Origin of the sequence: Bacillus cereus group sp. Bc010 (assembly GCF_027716745.1) — a bacterium.
GTDB lineage: Bacteria > Bacillota > Bacilli > Bacillales > Bacillaceae_G > Bacillus_A > Bacillus_A pacificus.
Window position 1 is genome coordinate 17,565 of the sequence record NZ_JAQFUY010000033.1, and the last position, 23,253, is coordinate 40,817.

The following is a 23,253-nucleotide window of genomic DNA, read 5'->3' on the forward strand; positions in this document are numbered from 1 at the left end:
TTTTTTTATAAAAAATAAGAAAAAACTCATGCGGACATGAGTTTTTTCTTAAAAATATCAATTAAGCTTCGTATACGTTACGAACGATATTCGTTTGGTTACGATCTGGTCCAACTGAGAACATAGATAATTGAATTCCTGTTAACTCAGAAACACGTTCTACGTATTTTCTTGCATTCTCAGGAAGCTCGTCTAATGATCTTACACCAGTAATATCTTCTGTCCAACCTGGAAGCTCTTCGTATACAGGCTCACATTTCGCTAAAATGTTTAAGTTTGCTGGAACTTCATCGATAACTTCGCCATTGTATTTGTAAGCAACACAAATTTTAAGAGTTGGAATACCAGTTAGAACGTCGATAGAGTTTAATGATAAATCTGTTAAACCACTAACACGACGCGCATGTCTTACAACAACGCTATCAAACCAACCTACGCGGCGTGGACGACCAGTTGTCGTTCCATACTCACGACCAACTTCACGAATTTGATGACCAATTTCGTCATGAAGCTCCGTAGGGAATGGACCATCACCTACGCGGCTTGTATATGCTTTACATACACCTACAACGCGAGTAACTTTTGCAGGACCAACTCCAGTTCCAACTGTTACACCACCAGCAATTGGGTTAGAAGATGTAACAAACGGATACGTACCGTGGTCGATATCAAGCATAACACCTTGTGCACCTTCAAATAATACACGGTGATTATTATCTAATGCATCATTTAATACAACAGACGTATCACACACATATTGCGCGATTTGTTGTCCGTACTCGAAGTACTCTTCGAAGATTTCTTCTACACTGAAACCTTCTGTATCGTACATTTTTTCAAACAAACGATTTTTTTGTGCTAAATTGCGCTCAAGCTTCTCTTTAAATGCTTCACGGTCTAAAAGATCAGCCATACGAATACCAATACGAGCAGCTTTGTCCATATATGCAGGACCGATACCTTTTTTCGTTGTACCGATTTTGTTATCACCTTTACTTGCTTCTTCTAACTCATCTTGTTTTAAGTGATAAGGCAAAATAACGTGCGCACGGTTACTTACGCGTAAATTATCAGTACTTACACCACGATCGTGTAAGTATTTTAACTCTTCAAGTAATGCTTTCGGATCTACTACTAAGCCGTTTCCGATTACACAAATTTTCTCTTTATAGAAAATACCAGATGGAATTAAGTGTAATTTATATTTAACTCCGCCAAAAACAATTGTATGTCCTGCGTTATTTCCACCTTGATATCTTGCAACTACTTCCGCATGCTCAGAAAGAAAATCAGTGATTTTACCTTTTCCTTCGTCGCCCCATTGTGTTCCTACAACTACTACTGAAGACATTATTAAAGCACCTCCGCAATTTTCAAACGATCTATTCAAACAATATAATTGTACCAAAACCGAAAAAGAAGTCAACCAAAAAACGAACATTTTTTTACCAAAAAACTTTTTCGTTCGTAAGAATTATATTTTCACACTATGAAAGCCTTATCTTTTCTATAAAAAAAAAGAAACACATCTTATTATAAGAAATGCGTTTCTTTTTTATACTATCGTTATGCCGGCGGCGCATGTCCATCTTCGAAGCGACGTTCTAAGTTAACGAACTTATTGAACTCTTTAACGAATGCGAGCTCTACTGAGCCTACTGGACCATTACGCTGCTTTGCAATAATAATTTCAATCGTATTTTTATTTTCCGTTTCTCGGTCATAGTAATCTTCACGATATAGAAAGGCTACGATATCGGCATCCTGCTCGATACTTCCCGATTCACGAATATCAGACATCATCGGACGTTTATCTTGACGAGATTCTACACCACGAGATAACTGTGACAAGGCAATAACAGGAACTTGTAATTCACGCGCAATCCCTTTTAGTGTACGAGAAATCTCAGATACTTCCTGCTGACGGTTCTCTCCTGATTTCCCACTTCCTTGAATAAGCTGTAAGTAGTCAATCAAGATCATACCAAGACCCTGTTCCTGTTTTAATCTACGACATTTTGCTCGAATCTCATTTACTTTAATCCCCGGCGTATCATCAATATAAATACCAGCATTAGAAAGGCTACCCATTGCCATCGTTAATTTCGCCCAATCATCAGAAGTTAACGATCCGGTACGAAGTCTTTGTGCATCAATATTCCCTTCTGCACAAAGCATACGCATAACAAGCTGATCAGCACCCATCTCTAGACTAAAAATCGCTACATTTTCATCCGTTTTCGTCGCTACGTTTTGTGCGATATTTAATGAAAATGCCGTTTTACCTACCGACGGACGTGCCGCCACGATGATTAAATCATTTCGTTGGAACCCTGCCGTCATCTTATCTAATTCAGTAAATCCAGTCGGTATCCCGGTCACTTCACCTTTTTGATTATGCAAAAGTTCGATTTTATCGTAAGCATCTACAAGAACGTCTTTAATATTTTGGAATGCTTTCGCATTCGTCTGATGAGATACTTCTAATATTTTTTTCTCAGCCTCATTTAAAAGACCATCCACATCATCTTCTCTCTCATATCCATCAGACACAATATGAGTCGCCGTTCGAATTAAACGACGTAACAGTGCTTTTTCAGCGATGATTCTTGCATAATACTCTACGTTAGCAGCAGTCGGAACAACTTCTGCTAATTCTGCTAAGTAAGAAACCCCACCAACTTCTTCTAGTAATCCTTGATCAGCCATCGCTGACGTCATCATTACTAAGTCAATTGGCTCCCCCTTATCAGATAGCCCAAGCATGACTTCAAAAATCTTTTGATGTTTCGTTCGATAAAATGAGTCAGGTACCAACAGTTCCGATGCTGAAGTTAATGCATCCTGATCAATCAATATAGCACCTAAGACTGCCTGCTCAGCTTCTATATTATGCGGAGGGGTACGATCAGCCATTACATCACTCATACGCAATCCTCCTTGCTTAACTTAGTTTTATTGTTCACTAACATGAACTTTTACTGTTGCTGTTACTTGCGGATGCAATTTCACAGTAACGTTTGTATAGCCTAACGCACGAATTGCATCATCCATTTCAAATTTACGCTTATCAAGTTTAATATTGTGAGATTTTTGCATTGCATCTACGATTTGTTTACTTGTGATTGAACCGAATAGACGGCCGCCTTCTCCAGATTTAGCCTTTAATTCTACAGTTAATTTCTCTAACGTTTCTTTTAATTGTTTTGCATTTTCAAGCTCTGCTGCTGCATCTTTTTCTTCTTTGCGCTTTTGAGCTTCTAAAGTTTTCATACTGCTATTTGTCGCTTCAGCAGCTAATCCTTGTTTTAGTAAGAAGTTATTTGCATAACCATCTGGTACGTTTTTTACTTCCCCTTTTTTCCCTTTACCTTTTACGTCTTTTAGAAAAATTACTTTCATGATTGTGTGCCTCCCTGTAAATAGTCATCAATAACAAATCGAAGCTTCTCCTCAGCTTCATCTACTGTAACATTTTTCATTTGTGTGGCTGCATTCGTTAAATGCCCGCCACCACCTAAGTTTTCCATAATTAGCTGCACATTCACTTCACCTAAAGACCTGCCGCTAATTCCAATGAAATTCTCGCCACGTTTTGCAATAACAAACGATGCAATAATTCCTGTCATTGTTAATAATGTGTCCGCTGATTGCGCAATAAGCACTTGATCGTAGTAATCATCGCTATCAACTTTTGCAATCGCAATTCCATTTGTATAAATGTACGCATTTTTAATAGCTTTTGCAACCCGTAAATACTGATTCATATCTTCTTTTAAAAGCTCTTGTACAAGTACAGTATCTGCACCGTGTGAGCGTAAATAAGAAGCCGCATCAAACGTACGAGCACCTGTCCGGAATGTAAAGCTTTTCGTATCAACAATAATACCTGCTAATAATGCTGTTGCTTCTAACATTGTCATTTTTAAATTTTTCGGTTGGTATTCAAGTAATTCCGTAACAAGCTCTGCCGTAGAAGAAGCATATGGCTCCATGTAAACAAGCAACGGATCCTCAATAAAGTCTTCTCCTCGGCGATGATGGTCAATCACAACTACATTTTCAATTTTGCGTAACAGCTTTTCTTCCATCACCATTGAAGGTTTATGCGTATCAACAACAACAAGTAAGGAATCATCATTTGCAAATTCCATCGCTTGTTCTGGTGTAATAAAGTGAGACCATAACTCTTCATTTTGTTTCACTTTATCCATTAAACGCTTAATTCCCTTATCAGAATCATTTTCATCGAGCACAATATATCCTTTGCGCTCATTTAATTGCGCTACCTTTAAAATACCAATCGCAGCACCAATTGCGTCCATATCAGGAGCCCTATGCCCCATTATAATGACATTGCTACTTTCTAATACTAAATCCTTTAATGCATGCGAAATCACTCTGGCACGTACACGAGTACGTTTTTCCACCGGATTTGTCTTACCACCATAAAACTTAACTTTACCTGTCGCTTGTTTAATAGCTACTTGATCTCCACCACGCCCAAGCGCAAGATCTAAACCTGATTGAGCCATTGCCCCAAGCTCGGATAAAGGTAAATCACCGGATCCAACACCTACACTTAATGTAAGTGGTATATTCCTTTTAGATGTTTCTTCACGTACTTGATCTAAAATGCTAAATTTCCCTTTCTCCATCTGCGCTAAAATACTTTCATTTAACACAACGAAGAATCTTTCTGAAGATGCACGTTTTAAATATGCCCCATACTTAACGGCCCACTCATTTAGTCTTGATGTTACAAGACTTGTTATATTCGTACGTAATTGATCATCCAACCCTTGTGTAACTTCATCATAATTATCTAAATAAATGACAGCTAAAACAGTACGTTGATCCTCGTACATCTTTTCAATCTCTGTTTGTTCTGTTACATCAAAGAAATAAATTAACTTTTCTTCTTTCCTTACAAAGACACGAAACTTTCGATTATTTAAAGAGACTATATCATCGGACGTTTCTCCCTTAATAAAAAGAAGTAACGTTTCTGATACATCATAAAGGTGCCATCCAGCTAATGCATGCTGCCCCAGACATGAAGATAAATAAGGATTTGCCCAATCAATCCCATAATCCTTATTGTATAACAAAATACCAATTGGCATCTGGTTAAATGCCTCATTACTCACTTTCTTTACCCTTGTAATCATATCTGTCGTATGTTTTTCAAAATTCTTTTGGAAAGTAAGTTCAAATCGTACAACAACAAAAAGGACGATACAAAAAATAAAGAAGGAGACTATCCCCATTAGTAAATGAAAATAACAGAGAATTGAAATGAGCACAAACACAAAAAATGCCAATACGTAAACAGGATATAAAAACCACTGTTTCTTATAAAATTCAGGCATGTATACAACTCCTATAAAGTAAAACTAACTCACCTTCCAGTTAGTAATACAGATTAAAATAGTATAAGGAATATTATTTTATCCTCCTATTTTAGAACGCAATGAAATCCCTAAATCAATTATACCTAAGATTGTCACAAGAGGAAACAGCATCGGGATAAACATGCAGGCGATAAAACTAATAATAGGAACCCCTTTCGTAAAACCTTTGCTATGCGCTAGAAAAGTGATAAACGTCAGGCCTTGCAGCACTAGTAATAAAGCAAATATGACATATAGGTTAGAAAATACCATATGTAAATATGATGTCGGTTCTACTTTTATAAAAGTTGATAGCAAAATAAATATAACGTAATACCAAACAATACTCTTTGGTAATTGTATATCTTTGAACTTAGGCCAAGGTATAACATCATGCTTTAGCTTTTTTAAAGCACTACCTGATATTATTATGGTAATCCAAGAAAGACATACAGAAACCATCACAAGTATACTCGGGAATACCGCTTGTAATATATCATTCATTTGTACAAATAACTCTTTTTGCTCTTTACTAATCGGCATACCAGCAACACTTGCTATCTTTTCACTTTGCACTACGCTTTTATTAAACATATTTTGTATTTGCTTTATAAAATCTATGTTAAAAAACTTTATACTGGCAACATAAATGAGCATAATACTGATTAAGTATGCAAGTGAACCGGTTATTAAAATCTCCAATGGCTTTCTTTGTTTTTTATACATGCACCCTAAAACAATACCCATCAACCCAAATACGACCGTCTTTACTAGACCTATCGGCTGACTTACAAAAACAACAATTAAAAATGCAGCCGTAAAAATTACAAATGCATTCGATAATTTATATCTTATCGTTAACAATATAAATGGCAACGGCAATGCAAACGTTACAACTGTACCTAAAATCGGAACATACATAGATATAAACAATAACATTACATATATAGCCAACAACGCGGCTCCTTCAGTAATAAATCTCGCTTGCCTCACATTTTAACCTCTCTTTCAAAAAAGAAAAGCATAGCAAAATGCACAGTAGAGTCCGACTCTACTGTGCATTTCATACGCTATTATTCACCAACATATGGTAAAAGTGCCATTTGACGAGCACGTTTAATTGCAACTGTAAGTTTGCGTTGGTATTTTGCGCTTGTTCCTGTTACACGACGAGGTAAAATTTTACCACGCTCAGAAACGAAACGTTTTAATAAATCAACATCTTTATAATCGATGCGAGTGATGCCGTTAGCTGTGAAGAAACACACCTTACGACGTTTCGCACGTCCACCTTTGCGTCCTGCCATGTCTATTTCCCTCCATTCTTTGTTAAAACTAACAAATTTACTGTATTAGAACGGTAAATCGTCGTCGGAAATGTCGATCGGTTGACCTACATTTGAAAATGGATCGTCATTCTTCGTAAATCCAGAGTTACCTTGGTTACCTGAATTACTAGATTGACCAAATGGGTTAGAGCCTTGGTTACCGAAACCAGCTCCTGATGGTTGCTGATTAAATGAACCGCGTTGCTCCCCACCGCCATTACGCGGCTCTAAAAATTGTACGCTTTCCGCAAGAACTTCTGTTACGTATACACGTTTACCATCTTGTCCCTCGTAATTACGAGTTTGAAGACGTCCATCTACGCCTGCTAAGCTACCTTTTTTCAAATAATTTGCTACGTTTTCTGCTTGTTTACGCCATATTACACAATTAATAAAGTCAGCTTCACGCTCACCTTGTTGATTGGCAAATGCGCGATTCACAGCTAACGTAAAAGTAGCTACTGCAACACCATTGGGCGTGTAACGTAAGTCAGGGTCCTTAGTTAAACGACCAACGAGGATAACACGATTCATCAATCGAACCACTCTCCCTTATATATCAATTATTTTTCTTCTTCTTTAACAACGATATGACGAAGGATGTCTTCGTTGATCTTAGCTAAACGGTCGAATTCGTTAATCGCTTCTGCGTTAGATTTCACGTTTAAGATCATGTAGAAACCTTCACGTAAGTCGTTGATTTCGTAAGCTAAACGACGCTTACCCCACTCTTTCGTGTTAATGATTTCTGCACCATTGTTTGTTAAAACACCTGCAAAACGTTCAACTAAAGCTTTTTGAGCTTCTTCTTCAACGCCAGGACGAATGATGTACATAATTTCGTACTTTCTCATTACACTTTCACCTCCTTTTGGTCTAAACGGCCCATAATGGGCAAGGAGCAATTAATTTATAGTAATTACTCACGAGTTTAGATTATATCATAGTAAGTTAGATGAATCAACTCACCCATACATAAAAAACTTGGCAAACATATAATATATTTGCCAAGCTCATATCTTTATTTTTCCTAGGAAATATTAAATTAAACGTTAAAACGGAAGTGCATAACATCTCCGTCTTTTACGATATACTCTTTTCCTTCTAAACGAACTTTACCAGCTTCTTTTGCAGCTGTCATAGAACCATTTGTCATTAAGTCTTCGTAAGAAACTGTTTCTGCACGAATAAATCCACGCTCAAAGTCTGTATGAATTACACCAGCACATTGTGGTGCTTTCATACCTTGTTTGAATGTCCATGCACGTACTTCTTGTACACCAGCTGTGAAGTAAGTAGCAAGTCCTAATAAATCATATGCAGCACGAATTAATTGATCTAAACCAGATTCTTCAATACCTAGTTCTTCAAGGAATACTTTTTTCTCTTCCTCGTCTAGCTCGGCGATTTCTGATTCGATTTTTGCACATACAACGATTACTTGAGAGTTTTCATTCGCAGCAAATTCTTTTACCATTTGTACATATTTGTTTTCAGAAGGATCGATTACATCGTCCTCGCTTACGTTTGCTACATATAACATTTCTTTCGTTGTCAGTAAATGAAGGCCTTTAACAATCTTCATTTGTTCTTCTGTAAATTCAACAGTACGAGCCGGTTTTCCCTCTTCAAAAGCTTCTTTTAAACGAACTAAAATTTCATGCTCATATACTGCTTCTTTATCTTTTTGTCTTGCTAATTTCGCAACACGTTCGATACGTTTATCAACAGATTCTAAATCGGCTAAGATTAGTTCTAGGTTGATTGTTTCAATATCATCAATTGGATCTACTTTCCCTGAAACGTGCGTAATATTTTCGTCTTCAAAACAACGAACAACTTGGCAAATTGCATCTACTTGGCGAATGTGAGATAAGAATTTATTTCCTAAACCTTCGCCTTTACTAGCACCTTTTACGATACCTGCAATATCAGTAAACTCAAATACAGTCGGAACAGTTTTTTTCGGTTCTACTAATTCCGTTAATTTATTTAAACGCTCATCTGGTACTTCTACAATTCCTACGTTTGGATCAATTGTACAGAATGGATAGTTTGCAGATTCTGCTCCTGCTTGTGTAATTGCATTAAATAAAGTGGACTTCCCTACGTTAGGTAATCCAACAATCCCAGCCGTTAATCCCATATTTTTCACTCCTATGTCTCAATCTTTCATCATTATAGATAGTAACGAAAAAAATGACAAGTTTCCTCCAAACGAAAAAAAGTAACAGCTACCCACTGCAACTGTTACTTTCTCTCTATTCTTCGTGCTTCACAAGTATTTTTTTTACCTTACGATCAAACTCTCTTCGAGGAATCATTACTGAATGGTCACATCCCTCGCACTTAATGCGGATATCCATTCCCATACGAATAATCTTCCAACGATTCTCACCACATGGGTGGGCTTTCTTCATTTCCACAACATCATACAAGTTATACTGCTTTTGCTCCATTCTCCAAACCCCTCTCCATACTAAATTGCTTTTTCACTCACTAATTCTTCACGATTATATAAAACCATACGTGGATATGGAATTTCAATACCATGTAGATCTAGACGATTTTTAATTTCTTTACGAAGTGCTCTTGCAATAACTGCATGTTGCATTGGCTCTACTTCAGCAATAACACGTAATATCACTTCTGAAGCAGCTAATGTTTGTACACCTAACAATTGCGGTGTTGTTACCATTTTTTCGTACTTTGCAGGTAATTCTTGTAATAAGTCTTCAATGACTTGCTCTGCTTTCGCTATGTCAGCCTCATACGAAATAGATACATCAACAAATGCTACACTATTACTAACTGAATAGTTCGTAACTTGAATGATACTTCCATTTGGTAAAGTATGAATTTCACCTGTCCAACTTTTTACTTTTGTTGTACGAAGTCCAATCTCTAAAACGACTCCTTCAAACTGACCAATTTTTACGTAGTCACCGACTGAAAATTGATCTTCTAGCAAGATAAATAACCCTGTAATAACATCTTTCACTAAACTTTGAGCACCAAATCCGACTGCCAAACCAATTACCCCTGCACCGGCTAATAAACCTGATGCATTAATATCAAACACACCTAAAATCGCAATTAACATAATAAACATAACAACGTATGCCACAATATTTTCAAGTAACTTCGCTACTGTAACTGTACGACGTTCTGAAATTTGAATTGGCGAACGACTTCCCATACGAAACGCATTCCGTACAACCGCTCTTGCAATTCGTACTACAATTGCACCAATTGTTAAAATGATACATATTTTTAATGTCGCAATTCCAATATGAGCCCAACGATCAGCATCTAGTAAATACTGTTTCGTAGCATTAAACCACTTCGTTAATAAATCCATGTACCTCTACCTCTCCAGCCAAAATTTCTTTTTAATTATCCTTCTTATTGTATCAGAAGTCTCCTAATTGCTGAAAAAATTTTATGACTTTAATTCCATTTGTTAACCTACATACAGGTATAAAATGGAACGAATATATATATACTAGTACTATTATTTCCGTTCTCACTTAAATTTTACAGCAAGTACGCACTTATAGTTTTCCATTTCACTCACCATATAACATATTTTGAAAATTTATTAAAAGGATGGGTGCTTCATGAATATTGGAAGTTTTCGCTTACCTTTTTTCGAAAAAGAAACTCAAAATGTTATGCACCAAGATTTAGAAGCCTCCGAGACAATTAGTAACTTCTTACTTTCCCATATCCCTATTAAAAACCATATACCAATTATTCTCGTTTGTATCGGAACAGATCGTTCTACAGGCGATGCACTCGGGCCATTAGTCGGTACGAAACTAGAACAAGTAGGAATTACAAACTTCCAAGTGTTCGGCACACTGGATGAACCAGTACATGCGCTAAACTTAGAAGAAAAAATTCAGAATATACAGAAAGATAATCCTGCTTCATTTATAATTGCGGTTGATGCTTGTTTAGGAAAATCTCAAAGTATCGGTTCCATCACTACCGGAATGGGACCTAGTAAACCCGGAGCTGCGATGAATAAGAAATTACCAGCAGTTGGTGACTTACATATTCATGGCATCGTAAATCTGAACGGTTTTATGGAGTTTTTCGTCCTGCAAAATACAAGATTAAGTTTAGTCATGAAAATGGCTGACGTAATTGCACAAAGCATAAAAGAAACAGACCAAAAATTATCTGTATTAAAAAAAGCAAACCATCTATAAATAATAAGATGGTTTGCTTTTTAGTTTTGCTGCGCTAATAATTCTAAAATACGATTTAAATCTTCTTTATTGAAAAATTCAATTTCGATTTTACCTTTTTCCTTTTTTGTTTCTTTAATTTTTACCTCTGTGCCAAACTTTTCTCTTAAGAACGTTTCGCGTTCTACGAAAAATATATTTCTCTCTTTTTTTACTTGTTTTGTTTCACGTGAAACGCGTTGATTAATCTCCTGAACAATTTTCTCTAATTGACGAACATTTAACCCTTCTTTTTCAATTCGTTTCAGTAAAGATTTCAACTGCTCTTCATCTTTTATCGTAAGTAAAGTTCTCCCATGAGCCATTGAAAGTTGACCATTTGCAATCATATCTTGCACAAAAGAAGGGAGGCTTAATAATCGCGTATAGTTTGCAATGTAAGGTCTACTCTTACCAAGACGTTTTGCTAATTGTTCTTGCGTCACATTTAGCTCATTCATTAACATTTGATATGCCATTGCTTCTTCCATTGGATTTAAATCTTCTCGTTGTAAGTTTTCAAGCAATGCAAACTCCATCATTTGCTGCTCATTTAATTGTCTTACAACGGCAGGTACTTTTTCGAGTCCCGCCTCTTTAGCAGCACGATATCTTCTTTCACCTGCAACAATTTCATATCCTTTAATACTCTTTCTAGCAATTAATGGTTGTAATATGCCGTGCTCTTTAATAGAGGCCGATAATTCCTGAATCGCCTCTTTATTAAAGTGTTTACGTGGTTGATATGGATTCGGTCTTAATTCAGTTATCGTAATCTCCTGAATTGTCTCTTCTTCTTTCACATCTAAATCAGGAAAAAACACATTGATTCCTCTTCCTAATCCTTTAGCCACCTGCAATCACTTCCTCTGCTAAATCTATATATACTTCTGCCCCTCTTGATTTAGCGTCATACTGCATAATTGGTTTCCCATGACTTGGTGCTTCACTCAAACGAACATTACGAGGGATAATCGAACGGTATACTTTATCTCTAAAGTATTTTTTCACTTCATCTATAACCTGAATCCCTAAATTTGTACGGGCATCTAACATTGTTAGCAATACGCCTTGAATTGCTAGATTTTTATTTAAGTGCTTTTGCACAAGTCGAACTGTATTTAATAGCTGACTTAACCCTTCTAGTGCGTAATATTCGCATTGAACAGGAATAATAACAGAATCTGCTGCAGTTAATGCATTAATCGTTAATAACCCTAAGGACGGGGGACAGTCGATAATAATATAATCATATTCATCACGAACTGGCTGTAATGCCCTTTGCAAACGTACTTCCCGGGAAATAGTCGGTACCAATTCAATTTCAGCACCTGCTAATTGAATTGTAGCGGGTAGAACATCTAAGTTTTCAGTTGCGGTTTTCTGTATAACCCCTTGAACATCTGCATCTTCCACAAGAACATTGTAAATACATTGATCTAATTCGGATTTTTCAATTCCCACACCCGTCGTTGCATTTCCTTGAGCATCAATATCTACAAGAAGGACCTTTTTACCTACTTGTGCCAATCCAGCCCCTAAATTAACAGATGTTGTTGTTTTTCCAACGCCACCCTTTTGATTGGCTATAGCAATGATTTTTCCCATGATGTCACCTACTTTCAACCTTTCTATCTTATTCTAGTAACAATTACGTTTATTGTAACATGAAATAAAAGTTTTTCTTTTACGTCCTTATTAAACTTCAAAATTTATTTGTAAACTCCTTCTTCATCTAACAAGAAAATATAGTAAAAGAGACCTATCCAATAGGATCAGGTCTCTAACACGCCATTATTATTTTTTCTTCGGAATTTGAATTGTAATTTGATAGTACTCGTCAAACTCTTCTTCCTCAGAATTAACATTTAAACCACTGTCAGCAACCATTTGTAATGACTGCCTAATTGTATTCATGGCAATTCTCGTATCTCGACTTACTGCTTTTTGCTTTGCCTTACGCTTCGGTTTTGCTTCCTCTAGTAATTTCGCAATTCGTTCCTCTGTTTGCTTTACATTCAGTTGTTTCTCCACAATTTCCTGTAAAACCTTCAGTTGTAATTCCTCATTCTTTAAAGGGATGAGCGCACGGGCATGGCGTTCTGTAATACTTTTTTCTAATAACGCATTTTTTATTTCTTCAGGCAACTTTAACAATCGCAACTTATTTGCGATTGTGGATTGTCCTTTTCCGAGTCTTTGTGCCAATGCTTCTTGCGTTAAATTATGTAACTCAATTAGCTTTTGATATGCCACAGCTTCCTCGATTGCTGTTAGTTCCTCACGTTGCAAATTTTCAATTAAAGCCACAGAAGCTGTTTCTGTATCATTTAAGTTTTTTATAATTGCAGGAACCTTTTCCCACCCTAACTTTGTTGCTGCACGGAAACGCCTTTCTCCAGCAATAATCTCGTACTTATCATCCTCATATTGCCTCACAACAATTGGCTGAATAAGTCCGTGTGTACGAATCGTTAATGCTAGTTCCTCAATACGCGCATCATCAAAAACTGTTCGTGGTTGATAACGGTTAGGGGTGATATTTACTATCGGAATTTCTTGTATTTCTTCATATACCTTTTTATCTATTTCTTCATGGCTTTCGTCTTGTAATTCGAATTCGCTCTCTTTATCTCCAAAGCCAAATAAACGAGAAAACGTATTTTTCATACATATTCCACCACCTTTAGGCCTATTGACTATTCTCCATAAAATGTTTCCTATGAAACATTTACGTTTTCATTTATATAATTTAATCTTACGTCTAATAAGATTTATTTTTCAATAGGTAATTTATTGGGTGTTCCCGGTTTGCGTGGATATTTCTTTGGTGTCTTGCGCTTTTTCTCGATTAATAAAATATTACGTTCACTTTCTTCAAACGGTAATTGGAACGTAGACATTTCTTTTAAATCCCCGCCTAGCACCTCTAAAGCATACTTGCCATTTTCAATTTCTTCGTTTGCTGCAGCACCTTTCATTGCAATGAATGTTCCCCCAACTTTTACAAGTGGTAAACATAGCTCACTTAATACTGAAAGACGCGCGACTGCACGTGCCATTACAATGTCGTACGCTTCACGTACACCTTCTTTTTTTCCAAATGTTTCAGCACGATCATGACAAAACGCGACGTCACTCAATTCCAACTTTTGTGCTAAATGATTTAAGAAATTAATACGTTTTTGCAATGAGTCTACAATCGTCACTTTTAAATGCGGGAAACAGATTTTTAAAGGAATACTTGGGAATCCAGCTCCTGCGCCAACATCACAAATTGAGAATGGTTTTGAAAAATCGTAATAAAAAGCAGCTGTAATAGAATCAAAAAAGTGTTTTAAATATACTTCCTCTTTTTCCGTAATAGCCGTTAAGTTCATTTTTTCATTCCACTCTACTAATGTTTCGAAGTAGATTTTGAACTGCTCTAACTGTCTAGAAGAGAGGGTGATACCCTTCTCTTCTAGCATAGATTGAAATTGTTCTATGTTCATCTAACAATATCTCCTTACTATTTATTGGTTCGATACTCGCGCAATTTTTCCTTGTTCAATATACACAAGTAAAATGGAAATGTCCGCTGGATTTACGCCCGATATACGTGAAGCCTGCCCCACTGAAAGTGGACGAACATCTTTCAATTTCTGTCTAGCTTCTGATGCAAGGCTAGAAATCGCATCATAATCAATATCGACAGGAATTTTTTTGCTTTCCATCTTCTTCATACGCTCTACTTGCTGTAAAGATTTTTCGATATATCCTTCGTACTTAATCTGAATTTCAACTTGTTCTGTAACTTCATCACTTAATTCTACTTCACTTGGTACTAAAAGATGGATATGCTCATATGTCATCTCTGGACGACGTAATAAGTCACTTGCACGTATTCCATCTTTCAATTCACTTCCACCAATATTGCGAATTAATTCTTGAACTTCAGGACGTGGTTTAATAATAATGCTACTTAAACGTTCCTTTTCCTGTTCAATTTTTAATTTTTTATTTGTAAATCGCTCATAGCGTTCTTCTTTAATTAATCCAATTTCATGACCAATTTCAGTTAAACGAAGATCCGCATTATCATGGCGTAATAATAGACGATACTCTGCACGAGACGTTAATAAACGATATGGTTCATTCGTCCCTTTCGTTACAAGATCATCAATTAAGACACCAATATAAGCATCCTCACGACCTAAAATAACTTCTTTTTTACCTAAAGAACGACATGCTGCATTAATTCCGGCCATAAGCCCTTGTCCTGCCGCCTCTTCGTAACCAGAAGTTCCGTTAATTTGTCCTGCTGTATATAAATTTTTAATTTTTTTCGTTTCAAGTGTTGGCCATAGTTGCGTTGGCACAATTGCATCATATTCAATTGCATAACCTGTACGCATCATTTCAACATTTTCTAGACCAGGGATTGTTCTAAGCATATCACGCTGTACGTCTTCTGGTAAGCTTGTGGATAAACCTTGTACGTACACTTCTTGTGTGTTACGTCCTTCTGGCTCTAAGAAAATTTGATGACGTGGTTTATCATTAAACCTTACTACCTTGTCTTCAATCGAAGGACAATATCTAGGACCTGTTCCCTTAATCATACCAGAATACATAGCTGAGCGATGTAGGTTTTCATCTATTAAACGATGTGTTTCCGTACTCGTATACGTTAACCAACATGGAATTTGATCCATAATAAACTTTGTCGTTTCAAAAGAGAAAGCTCGTGGCTTATCATCACCTGGCTGAATTTCTGTTTTACTGTAATCAATCGTATTACTATTTACGCGCGGAGGTGTACCTGTTTTAAATCTAACAAGATCAAATCCAAGCTCCTCTAAATGTTCCGATAAAGTAATAGATGGTTGTTGATTATTTGGACCACTCGAATATTTTAAATCTCCCATAATAATCTCACCACGTAAAAACGTTCCAGTCGTAATTACGACTGTCTTTGCTGTATATTCAGCACCAGCTTGCGTAATTACCCCTTTACATTCGCCGTCTTCAACGATTAAACGCTCTACCATTCCTTGGAACAACGTTAAGTTTGGTGTTTCTTCAATTGTTTTCTTTAATTCATGCTGGTAAGAGAACTTATCTGCTTGTGCTCGAAGTGCACGTACAGCTGGCCCTTTACCTGTATTTAACATACGCATTTGAATATGCGTTTTATCAATGTTGCGTCCCATTTCTCCGCCTAATGCATCAATTTCACGAACAACAATCCCTTTTGCTGGTCCACCAACAGAAGGGTTACATGGCATAAACGCTACCATATCTAAGTTAATTGTTAACATTAATGTTTTGGAGCCCATTCGTGCTGCCGCAAGACCAGCTTCACATCCTGCATGACCTGCACCGATTACTATGACATCGTATGAACCGGCATTGTATCCCATTGTTTATTCCTCCTAATAATCTCTATCTTTCTGAAACATCACTATATTATTTTCCTAAACAAAATTGAGAGAACAACTGGTCAATTAAGCTTTCATGAACGGTGTCACCAGTAATTTCACCAAGTATTTCCCACGTTCTTGTTAAATCAATCTGCACCATATCAATTGGAACACCATTTTCTATCGCCTCAATTGCATCTCCAATTGTTTTTCCTGCTTGTGTTAATAATCCAATATGTCTCGCGTTAGAAACATATGTTACATCTGCAGAATCAATTGTTCCTTCAAAGAATAAATCAGCGATTGCCGTTTCAAGCTCATCTATCCCCTGTTCCTCAATTAACGACGTTGTAATAATACGATTCCCCGCTGCCAATTCTATAACACGTTCCATATCAATTGCTTGCGGTAAATCTGTCTTATTTACAATAACAATGAAATCTTTTCCTTGTACGGCACGGAATAGATCTTCATCCTCATTCGTTAAAGCTTCGCTATAATTAACGACAACTAACACTAAATCAGCTTGACTCATCATTTCTTTTGAACGCTCTACACCAATTCGTTCAACAACATCTTCTGTTTCACGAATTCCGGCTGTATCTATAAGTTTAAGTGGTACACCACGCACATTAACGTACTCTTCAATAACATCACGAGTTGTTCCTGCAATATCAGTTACAATTGCCTTTTTCTCCTGAACGAGACTATTTAATAGCGATGATTTCCCAACATTAGGTCTACCGATGATTGCAGTAGCAATACCTTCACGTAAAATCTTTCCTTGCTTCGATGTTTCTAATATTTTTGCAATTTCAGCACGAACATGTGTAGCTTTCTCAATTAAAATATTATGTGTCATTTCTTCCACGTCATCATATTCCGGGTAATCTATGTTTACCTCAACATGAGCTAACGTTTCTAATATGTCCTGACGCAAACGGCCGATTAATTTAGATAATCGACCTTCCATTTGATTAATTGCTACATTCATTGCACGATCTGTTTTTGCACGGATTAAGTCCATAACAGCTTCTGCTTGTGATAAATCAATACGGCCATTTAAAAAAGCACGTTTTGTAAATTCACCAGGTTCCGCCAATCGTACTCCTTGCGCTAAAATAAGCTGCAATACTTTATTTACTGAAACAAGTCCACCATGACAGTTAATTTCTACTATATTTTCACGTGTAAAAGTCCTTGGTGCACGCATAATGGACACCATTACTTCTTCAATAACCTGATTTGTATCTAAATCAACAATATGACCATAATGAATTGTATGAGAAGGAACCTCTGTTAAATCCTTCCCTTTAAAAATACGATTAACTTTTTCAACCGCATCATCCCCACTTACTCGAACAATGGCAATTGCACCCTCTCCAAGCGCTGTGGAAATCGCGGCAATTGTATCAAATTCCATGTCCTTTCACCTCACTTGCTTATTTATCTCTATTTCAACATGATTATTTTCTTCACTAAATTATTAGAATACCATAACGAACCTATCTACAAAAGAATAATAACTCATTTTATTATGTCCTCATGTAAAAAACACTAAACTTATTCACAGTGGATAAGTTTAGTGTTTTTAGTTATCCACACCTATTTTCCCCTCAAAAAAACCGGCACTCAATTGAGTAACCGGTCACTTGGAAGATATTACAACATGTCGATGTGGTTCTTTTCCTTCAGAAGTTGTAATGATATTTTGATGATTAGATAATGCTTGGTGGATAATCTTTCGTTCAAAAGATGGCATAGGCTCCAACACAACTCTTTTTTTCGTACTTACTACTTGTTTTGCTAATCGATAAGAAAGTGCTTCTAACGTAGCTTTTCTTTTACTACGATAATTTTCCACATCTAGTGTGATACCAATGTACTGCTTCGTATTACGATTCGCCACAAGTTTTGTTAAATACTGTAAAGAATTCAAGGTGTTTCCTCTCTTTCCAATCAAAACACCTACATTTTCGCCGTAAATTGTAAATTCAACTTCGCGTCCTTTTACAATTTTACTAATCTCAGCTTCCACACCCATATCGTGAATAACATTTTTTAAATATTCTTCACATTCTTGAATTGGATCTTTCTTCAATACAACTTCTACTACTGCAGGTCGGTTTCCAAATAAACCTAAGAACCCTCTCTTACCCTCATCGATAATATTTATATCTACTCGGTCTTTTGAAGCATTTAATTGTCTTAAAGCATCCTCTACTGCCAGCTCGACTGTATGACCTTTAGCAGTGATTATACTCACTTGCCTGATCCCTCAGCCTTACTAGCCTTAATTTCTGGTCCTTTGATAAAATACATTTGAGCAATACCAAAGATATTACCAACAACCCAGTAAAGTGATAATGCAGCCGGGAAGTTAATTGCAAAGATTAAAATCATGATAGGCATAAGCCAAATCATCATTGCCATTTGCGGATTTTGGCCAGCAGTTCCTGCCATTGCAAGCTTTTGCTGAATAAATGTCGTAATTGCCGCAACAATCGGTAAGATATAGTACGGATCTGCATGTCCCAAATCAAACCATAAGAAACTATGCTGCTTAATTTCAGCCGTTCTCATAATCGCATGATAAAAAGCGAATAGAATTGGCATTTGAATGAAGATTGGTAAACAACCGGCTAATGGATTTACACCATTTTTTTGATATAACTGCATCATTTCCTGTTGTAATTTTTGCTGTGTCGCTTGATCTTTAGAACTATATTTCTCTTTTAACTTCACCATTTCTGGTTGTAACGATTGCATTGCTTTCGTACTCTTCGTTTGTTTAATCATTAACGGTAATAATGCAAAACGAATAATAAGAGTTGTAACAACGATTGCTAAACCGTAATTACTACCAAATAAGTTGGCAAAATACGTAATTAACTGAGAAAGCGGGTATACGAAATATTCATTCCAAATTCCAGTACTTTTCGGTGTAATCGGCTGATTGACTTCACTACAGCCAGTAGCAATTGCCATTAATGCAATAACCATGGCTAGTAAACCTATTTTCTTTTTCAAAGCCTGCTCCTCCTTGTTTCGGTATGTATATAGTGTAATTCATTTCCTTACGCTACTTTTTTATTCTTTTCATACCAGAGCGTTTAAAGACATGAATTAAGCTTTTCTTCAATTCTTCATATGTCATCTCTGCACAAGGCTTCCTTGCTATTATAACAAAATCTTTTCCAGAATCTATCTCATCTTTTAATTCTGTGATCGACTGGCGAATCATACGTTTAATTCGATTACGCACTACTGCATTTCCTATTTTCTTGCTGACAGATAGGCCAATACGAAAGTTTGGCTGTTCTTCTTTATCTAGTTGATAGACAACAAATTGACGATTTGCATTCGATTTTCCTTTTTGAAAAACCGTCTGGAATTCATCATTCTTTTTTATACGATGTTTTTTCTTCATATCAATTGACACTCCTGTAGTTCATCAGCGGAAATTCACTATTATTAGAAAAAAAGACCACTGAACGATCAGTGGTCTACGCAGATAATACTTTTCTTCCTTTACGACGACGAGCTGCTAGCACTTTACGTCCGTTCGCTGTGCTCATACGGCTGCGGAAACCATGTACTTTGCTGCGCTTACGTTTATTTGGTTGGTAAGTTCTTTTCATTATATGACACCTCCCTGAGGAATATCTGTTAAAGACAGTCTTATAAATTATAGTTAATCAACTAGGAAAATGTCAATGGTTCTAGAAATTTTCATCAAATATTCATTTTGAACCTATTCACATACTTTTTCACAGACGCTATATTTCCTTGTGGATAAATAATTTTTCTTGTTTTTTATATCCACAAACTCTTTTCGTACTTTTACACAGTATATCGTGTTGTGGACAAGTTTATTCCACAAGGTATTGATTTTGTGGATAACTTTCTTAATTTCATTGCTATAGCTACTTTTTTTTGATATTATAGTTGTGTTTTCACTTTGAATAAGTTTTCCACATCTTTATCTTATCCACAATTTGTGTATAACATGTGGACAGTTTTAATCACATGTGGGTAAATGATTATCCACATTCGCTTTTTTTGTCGAAAACCCTATCTCATATACAAACGACGTTTTTAGGTTTTAAAATACGTTTCGTATAAATATACATTTTATATTTATTTAGGTTGTACATTTGTTGCGCAACCTTATTCTTTTACCATCTTAGTAAAGGAGGGACACCTTTGGAAAACATCTCTGATTTATGGAACAGCGCCTTAAAAGAACTAGAAAAAAAGGTCAGTAAACCAAGTTATGAAACATGGTTAAAATCAACGACCGCACATAATTTAAAGAAAGATGTATTAACAATTACGGCTCCAAATGAATTCGCCCGCGATTGGCTAGAATCTCATTATTCAGAGCTAATTTCAGAAACACTTTATGATTTAACAGGGGCAAAATTAGCTATTCGCTTTATTATTCCCCAAAGTCAAGCTGAAGAGGAGATTGATCTTCCTCCTTCTAAACCGAATTCAGCACAAGATGATTCTAATCATTTACCACAGAGTATGCTAAATCCAAAATATACGTTTGATACGTTTGTTATTGGCTCTGGTAACCGTTTTGCTCACGCTGCTTCATTGGCCGTAGCCGAAGCGCCAGCTAAAGCATATAATCCCCTCTTTATTTATGGGGGAGTTGGACTTGGAAAGACCCATTTAATGCATGCAATTGGTCATTATGTAATTGAACATAACCCAAATGCCAAGGTTGTATATTTATCATCAGAAAAATTTACAAATGAATTCATTAATTCTATTCGTGATAATAAAGCTGTCGATTTTCGTAATAAATACCGCAATGTAGATGTTTTATTGATAGATGATATTCAATTTTTAGCGGGAAAAGAACAAACTCAAGAAGAGTTTTTCCATACATTCAATGCATTACACGAAGAAAGTAAACAAATTGTAATTTCCAGTGATCGGCCACCAAAAGAAATTCCAACTTTAGAAGATCGTCTTCGTTCTCGCTTTGAATGGGGACTCATTACGGATATTACGCCACCAGATTTAGAAACGCGGATTGCAATTTTGCGCAAAAAGGCAAAGGCTGAAGGACTTGATATACCAAATGAGGTCATGCTTTATATTGCAAATCAAATCGATTCAAATATTCGTGAACTAGAAGGTGCACTCATCCGAGTTGTAGCTTATTCATCTTTAATTAACAAAGATATTAATGCTGATTTAGCTGCCGAAGCACTTAAAGATATTATTCCAAATTCTAAACCAAAAATTATCTCCATTTATGATATTCAAAAAGCTGTCGGAGATGTTTATCAAGTAAAATTGGAAGATTTCAAGGCGAAAAAGCGAACGAAATCAGTTGCCTTTCCTCGCCAAATTGCAATGTATTTATCACGTGAACTGACAGACTCCTCCTTACCTAAAATAGGTGAGGAATTCGGTGGACGTGATCATACAACAGTTATCCATGCTCATGAAAAAATTTCTAAGCTACTTAAGACGGATACGCAATTACAAAAGCAAGTTGAAGAAATTAACGATATTTTAAAGTAGTAGCTGAATAGTGTGAATAACTTTCCTTGTTTTACGCACAGTCTATCCACATGTAGATAGACTGTTTTTACATCCTTCAACGGGGTTATCCACATATCCACAAGCCCTATTACTATTACTACTATTTTTTTATCTTTATTAATTAAATAAAATCTTATACTTACCGGAGGTTTTTCTTTATGCGTTTTACAATACAAAAAGACTATCTTGTAAGAAGTGTACAAGATGTAATGAAGGCTGTTTCTTCTCGTACAACAATTCCGATCCTTACGGGGATTAAAGTTGTCGCTACGGAAGAAGGAGTTACATTAACAGGAAGCGATGCTGATATTTCAATTGAATCTTTCATTCCAGTTGAAGAGAATGGAAAAGAAATCGTAGAAGTGAAACAATCAGGAAGTATTGTTTTACAGGCTAAATATTTTAGTGAAATTGTAAAGAAATTACCTAAAGAAACTGTAGAAATTTCTGTGGAAAATCATTTGATGACAAAAATAACTTCTGGAAAATCAGAGTTTAATTTAAATGGTTTAGATTCTGCAGAATATCCATTGTTACCACAAATTGAAGAACATCATGTTTTTAAGATTCCAACGGATTTACTTAAACATATGATTAGACAAACTGTATTTGCAGTTTCCACTTCTGAAACAAGACCAATCTTGACAGGTGTAAACTGGAAGGTATATAACAGCGAACTAACTGGCATTGCTACAGATAGTCACAGACTAGCTCTTCGAAAAGCAAAAATCGAAGGCATTGCAGATGAGTTCCAAGCAAATGTTGTTATTCCAGGAAAAAGTTTAAATGAATTAAGTAAAATTCTAGATGAGTCTGAAGAAATGGTAGATATCGTTATTACGGAGTATCAAGTATTATTCCGTACAAAACATTTATTATTCTTCTCAAGATTGTTAGAAGGAAATTACCCTGATACAACTCGCTTAATTCCAGCGGAGAGCAAAACAGATATTTTTGTAAATACAAAAGAATTTTTACAAGCAATTGATCGTGCATCTCTTTTAGCAAGAGATGGTCGTAATAATGTTGTAAAATTATCAACTTTAGAGCAGGCAATGCTAGAAATTTCCTCGAATTCACCAGAAATCGGAAAAGTAGTAGAAGAAGTTCAATGTGAAAAAGTAGATGGGGAAGGGTTAAAAATATCTTTTAGTGCAAAATATATGATGGATGCACTAAAAGCATTAGATAGTACTGAAATTAAGATTAGCTTTACTGGAGCAATGAGACCATTCTTAATTCGTACAGTAAATGATGAATCCATTATTCAATTAATTTTACCGGTTCGTACTTACTAAGTAAGAAATAAGGGTTGCTAGTTTTC

General features: G+C 36.0%; 24 protein-coding genes. 3 read left to right on the forward strand and 21 right to left on the reverse strand.

What is annotated here, in order from left to right; translation table 11 throughout:
* Window positions 1-61: 61 nt before the first annotated feature.
* The 11 genes from PDQ68_RS23860 to PDQ68_RS23910 form a co-directional block, all read right to left on the reverse strand.
* Window positions 62-1,351, reverse strand: coding sequence for an adenylosuccinate synthase (locus tag PDQ68_RS23860; protein WP_000100224.1), 1,290 nt, complete (start codon window positions 1,349-1,351; stop codon window positions 62-64).
* A 215-nt stretch (window positions 1,352-1,566) separates the two neighbouring features.
* Window positions 1,567-2,928 (reverse strand): replicative DNA helicase, encoded by a 1,362-nt coding sequence (gene dnaB / locus PDQ68_RS23865; RefSeq protein WP_001286244.1) that lies wholly within the window; start codon window positions 2,926-2,928, stop codon window positions 1,567-1,569.
* Window positions 2,929-2,955: 27 nt separating this feature from the next.
* On the reverse strand, window positions 2,956-3,402 hold the full coding sequence (rplI, locus tag PDQ68_RS23870; RefSeq protein ID WP_000864231.1) for a 50S ribosomal protein L9: 447 nt from the start codon (window positions 3,400-3,402) through the stop codon (window positions 2,956-2,958).
* The gene (locus PDQ68_RS23875) at window positions 3,399-5,372 is read right to left on the reverse strand and encodes a DHH family phosphoesterase (RefSeq protein ID WP_001113898.1); all 1,974 of its coding nucleotides are present in this window, start codon (window positions 5,370-5,372) and stop codon (window positions 3,399-3,401) included. Before PDQ68_RS23875 ends, rplI begins: the two co-directional genes overlap by 4 nt.
* Before the next feature lie 78 nt (window positions 5,373-5,450).
* Window positions 5,451-6,332 carry a YybS family protein gene (locus tag PDQ68_RS23880; protein ID WP_074567402.1) on the reverse strand — a complete coding sequence of 294 codons (882 nt, stop codon included), beginning with the start codon at window positions 6,330-6,332 and terminating at the stop codon, window positions 5,451-5,453.
* Between the two features lie 134 nt (window positions 6,333-6,466).
* Window positions 6,467-6,700: a 30S ribosomal protein S18 gene (rpsR, locus tag PDQ68_RS23885; RefSeq protein ID WP_000918873.1), complete on the reverse strand. Its 234-nt coding sequence runs from the start codon at window positions 6,698-6,700 to the stop codon at window positions 6,467-6,469.
* A 45-nt stretch (window positions 6,701-6,745) separates the two neighbouring features.
* Window positions 6,746-7,258 (reverse strand): single-stranded DNA-binding protein, encoded by a 513-nt coding sequence (gene ssb / locus PDQ68_RS23890; protein WP_000981966.1) that lies wholly within the window; start codon window positions 7,256-7,258, stop codon window positions 6,746-6,748.
* Between the two features lie 26 nt (window positions 7,259-7,284).
* Window positions 7,285-7,575: a 30S ribosomal protein S6 gene (gene rpsF, locus PDQ68_RS23895; RefSeq protein ID WP_001233778.1), complete on the reverse strand. Its 291-nt coding sequence runs from the start codon at window positions 7,573-7,575 to the stop codon at window positions 7,285-7,287.
* A 191-nt stretch (window positions 7,576-7,766) separates the two neighbouring features.
* Window positions 7,767-8,867, reverse strand: a complete 1,101-nt coding sequence (ychF, locus tag PDQ68_RS23900; RefSeq protein WP_000524669.1) for a redox-regulated ATPase YchF — start codon at window positions 8,865-8,867, stop codon at window positions 7,767-7,769.
* A 115-nt stretch (window positions 8,868-8,982) separates the two neighbouring features.
* Window positions 8,983-9,180 carry a DUF951 domain-containing protein gene (locus PDQ68_RS23905; RefSeq protein ID WP_000436051.1) on the reverse strand — a complete coding sequence of 66 codons (198 nt, stop codon included), beginning with the start codon at window positions 9,178-9,180 and terminating at the stop codon, window positions 8,983-8,985.
* Between the two features lie 20 nt (window positions 9,181-9,200).
* Window positions 9,201-10,082 (reverse strand): mechanosensitive ion channel family protein, encoded by an 882-nt coding sequence (locus PDQ68_RS23910; protein WP_000365102.1) that lies wholly within the window; start codon window positions 10,080-10,082, stop codon window positions 9,201-9,203.
* Between the two features lie 259 nt (window positions 10,083-10,341).
* Here PDQ68_RS23910 and yyaC point away from each other — a divergent pair, with 259 nt between their 5' ends.
* Window positions 10,342-10,938 (forward strand): spore protease YyaC, encoded by a 597-nt coding sequence (yyaC, locus tag PDQ68_RS23915; RefSeq protein WP_001020717.1) that lies wholly within the window; start codon window positions 10,342-10,344, stop codon window positions 10,936-10,938.
* A 20-nt stretch (window positions 10,939-10,958) separates the two neighbouring features.
* Here the strand turns inward: yyaC and spo0J are convergent, their stop codons facing one another.
* The 10 genes from spo0J to rpmH all read right to left on the reverse strand — a co-directional run bounded on the left by spo0J (window position 10,959) and on the right by rpmH (window position 20,002).
* Complete coding sequence (spo0J, locus tag PDQ68_RS23920; RefSeq protein ID WP_001051838.1) at window positions 10,959-11,810, reverse strand: stage 0 sporulation protein Spo0J; 852 nt, start codon at window positions 11,808-11,810, stop codon at window positions 10,959-10,961.
* The gene (gene soj, locus PDQ68_RS23925; protein ID WP_000516114.1) at window positions 11,803-12,564 is read right to left on the reverse strand and encodes a sporulation initiation inhibitor protein Soj; all 762 of its coding nucleotides are present in this window, start codon (window positions 12,562-12,564) and stop codon (window positions 11,803-11,805) included. The genes spo0J and soj overlap by 8 nt, the downstream gene beginning before the upstream one ends.
* Before the next feature lie 189 nt (window positions 12,565-12,753).
* Window positions 12,754-13,626 carry a nucleoid occlusion protein gene (noc, locus tag PDQ68_RS23930; protein ID WP_000799023.1) on the reverse strand — a complete coding sequence of 291 codons (873 nt, stop codon included), beginning with the start codon at window positions 13,624-13,626 and terminating at the stop codon, window positions 12,754-12,756.
* A gap of 104 nt (window positions 13,627-13,730) precedes the next feature.
* On the reverse strand, window positions 13,731-14,450 hold the full coding sequence (rsmG, locus tag PDQ68_RS23935; protein ID WP_061183117.1) for a 16S rRNA (guanine(527)-N(7))-methyltransferase RsmG: 720 nt from the start codon (window positions 14,448-14,450) through the stop codon (window positions 13,731-13,733).
* A gap of 21 nt (window positions 14,451-14,471) precedes the next feature.
* Window positions 14,472-16,361: a tRNA uridine-5-carboxymethylaminomethyl(34) synthesis enzyme MnmG gene (mnmG, locus tag PDQ68_RS23940; protein ID WP_061183116.1), complete on the reverse strand. Its 1,890-nt coding sequence runs from the start codon at window positions 16,359-16,361 to the stop codon at window positions 14,472-14,474.
* A 46-nt stretch (window positions 16,362-16,407) separates the two neighbouring features.
* Window positions 16,408-17,784 (reverse strand): tRNA uridine-5-carboxymethylaminomethyl(34) synthesis GTPase MnmE, encoded by a 1,377-nt coding sequence (gene mnmE, locus PDQ68_RS23945; protein WP_000393772.1) that lies wholly within the window; start codon window positions 17,782-17,784, stop codon window positions 16,408-16,410.
* A gap of 225 nt (window positions 17,785-18,009) precedes the next feature.
* Entirely contained in the window at window positions 18,010-18,627 is a 618-nt protein-coding gene (gene jag, locus PDQ68_RS23950) for an RNA-binding cell elongation regulator Jag/EloR (protein WP_016719084.1), read from the reverse strand.
* Window positions 18,624-19,391 carry a YidC family membrane integrase SpoIIIJ gene (gene spoIIIJ, locus PDQ68_RS23955; protein WP_000726761.1) on the reverse strand — a complete coding sequence of 256 codons (768 nt, stop codon included), beginning with the start codon at window positions 19,389-19,391 and terminating at the stop codon, window positions 18,624-18,626. Before spoIIIJ ends, jag begins: the two co-directional genes overlap by 4 nt.
* 52 nt (window positions 19,392-19,443) lie before the next feature.
* Complete coding sequence (rnpA, locus tag PDQ68_RS23960; RefSeq protein ID WP_000726627.1) at window positions 19,444-19,791, reverse strand: ribonuclease P protein component; 348 nt, start codon at window positions 19,789-19,791, stop codon at window positions 19,444-19,446.
* A 76-nt stretch (window positions 19,792-19,867) separates the two neighbouring features.
* The gene (gene rpmH / locus PDQ68_RS23965; protein ID WP_000831901.1) at window positions 19,868-20,002 is read right to left on the reverse strand and encodes a 50S ribosomal protein L34; all 135 of its coding nucleotides are present in this window, start codon (window positions 20,000-20,002) and stop codon (window positions 19,868-19,870) included.
* Window positions 20,003-20,567: 565 nt separating this feature from the next.
* Here rpmH and dnaA point away from each other — a divergent pair.
* A complete protein-coding gene (dnaA, locus tag PDQ68_RS23970) occupies window positions 20,568-21,908 on the forward strand; it encodes a chromosomal replication initiator protein DnaA (RefSeq protein ID WP_000428025.1) in 1,341 nt (446 codons plus the stop codon).
* 179 nt (window positions 21,909-22,087) lie between these two features.
* Entirely contained in the window at window positions 22,088-23,227 is a 1,140-nt protein-coding gene (dnaN, locus tag PDQ68_RS23975) for a DNA polymerase III subunit beta (RefSeq protein ID WP_061183115.1), read from the forward strand.
* Window positions 23,228-23,253: the final 26 nt, after the last annotated feature.

Excerpts from the sequence above, each read along its gene's own strand:
- PDQ68_RS23860 (WP_000100224.1), bottom strand. The coding sequence starts at position 1,351 with ATGTCTTCAGTAGTAGTTGTAGGAACACAATGGGGCGACGAAGGAAAA.
- dnaB (WP_001286244.1), bottom strand. The coding sequence starts at position 2,928 with ATGAGTGATGTAATGGCTGATCGTACCCCTCCGCATAATATAGAAGCT.
- rplI (WP_000864231.1), bottom strand. The coding sequence starts at position 3,402 with ATGAAAGTAATTTTTCTAAAAGACGTAAAAGGTAAAGGGAAAAAAGGG.
- PDQ68_RS23875 (WP_001113898.1), bottom strand. The coding sequence starts at position 5,372 with ATGCCTGAATTTTATAAGAAACAGTGGTTTTTATATCCTGTTTACGTA.
- PDQ68_RS23880 (WP_074567402.1), bottom strand. The coding sequence starts at position 6,332 with ATGTTATTGTTTATATCTATGTATGTTCCGATTTTAGGTACAGTTGTA.
- rpsR (WP_000918873.1), bottom strand. The coding sequence starts at position 6,700 with ATGGCAGGACGCAAAGGTGGACGTGCGAAACGTCGTAAGGTGTGTTTC.
- rpsF (WP_001233778.1), bottom strand. The coding sequence starts at position 7,575 with ATGAGAAAGTACGAAATTATGTACATCATTCGTCCTGGCGTTGAAGAA.
- ychF (WP_000524669.1), bottom strand. The coding sequence starts at position 8,867 with ATGGGATTAACGGCTGGGATTGTTGGATTACCTAACGTAGGGAAGTCC.
- PDQ68_RS23905 (WP_000436051.1), bottom strand. The coding sequence starts at position 9,180 with ATGGAGCAAAAGCAGTATAACTTGTATGATGTTGTGGAAATGAAGAAA.
- PDQ68_RS23910 (WP_000365102.1), bottom strand. The coding sequence starts at position 10,082 with ATGGATTTATTAACGAAGTGGTTTAATGCTACGAAACAGTATTTACTA.
- yyaC (WP_001020717.1), top strand. The coding sequence starts at position 10,342 with ATGAATATTGGAAGTTTTCGCTTACCTTTTTTCGAAAAAGAAACTCAA.
- soj (WP_000516114.1), bottom strand. The coding sequence starts at position 12,564 with ATGGGAAAAATCATTGCTATAGCCAATCAAAAGGGTGGCGTTGGAAAA.
- noc (WP_000799023.1), bottom strand. The coding sequence starts at position 13,626 with ATGAAAAATACGTTTTCTCGTTTATTTGGCTTTGGAGATAAAGAGAGC.
- rsmG (WP_061183117.1), bottom strand. The coding sequence starts at position 14,450 with ATGAACATAGAACAATTTCAATCTATGCTAGAAGAGAAGGGTATCACC.
- mnmG (WP_061183116.1), bottom strand. The coding sequence starts at position 16,361 with ATGGGATACAATGCCGGTTCATACGATGTCATAGTAATCGGTGCAGGT.
- mnmE (WP_000393772.1), bottom strand. The coding sequence starts at position 17,784 with ATGGAATTTGATACAATTGCCGCGATTTCCACAGCGCTTGGAGAGGGT.
- rnpA (WP_000726627.1), bottom strand. The coding sequence starts at position 19,791 with ATGAAGAAAAAACATCGTATAAAAAAGAATGATGAATTCCAGACGGTT.
- rpmH (WP_000831901.1), bottom strand. The coding sequence starts at position 20,002 with ATGAAAAGAACTTACCAACCAAATAAACGTAAGCGCAGCAAAGTACAT.
- dnaN (WP_061183115.1), top strand. The coding sequence starts at position 22,088 with ATGCGTTTTACAATACAAAAAGACTATCTTGTAAGAAGTGTACAAGAT.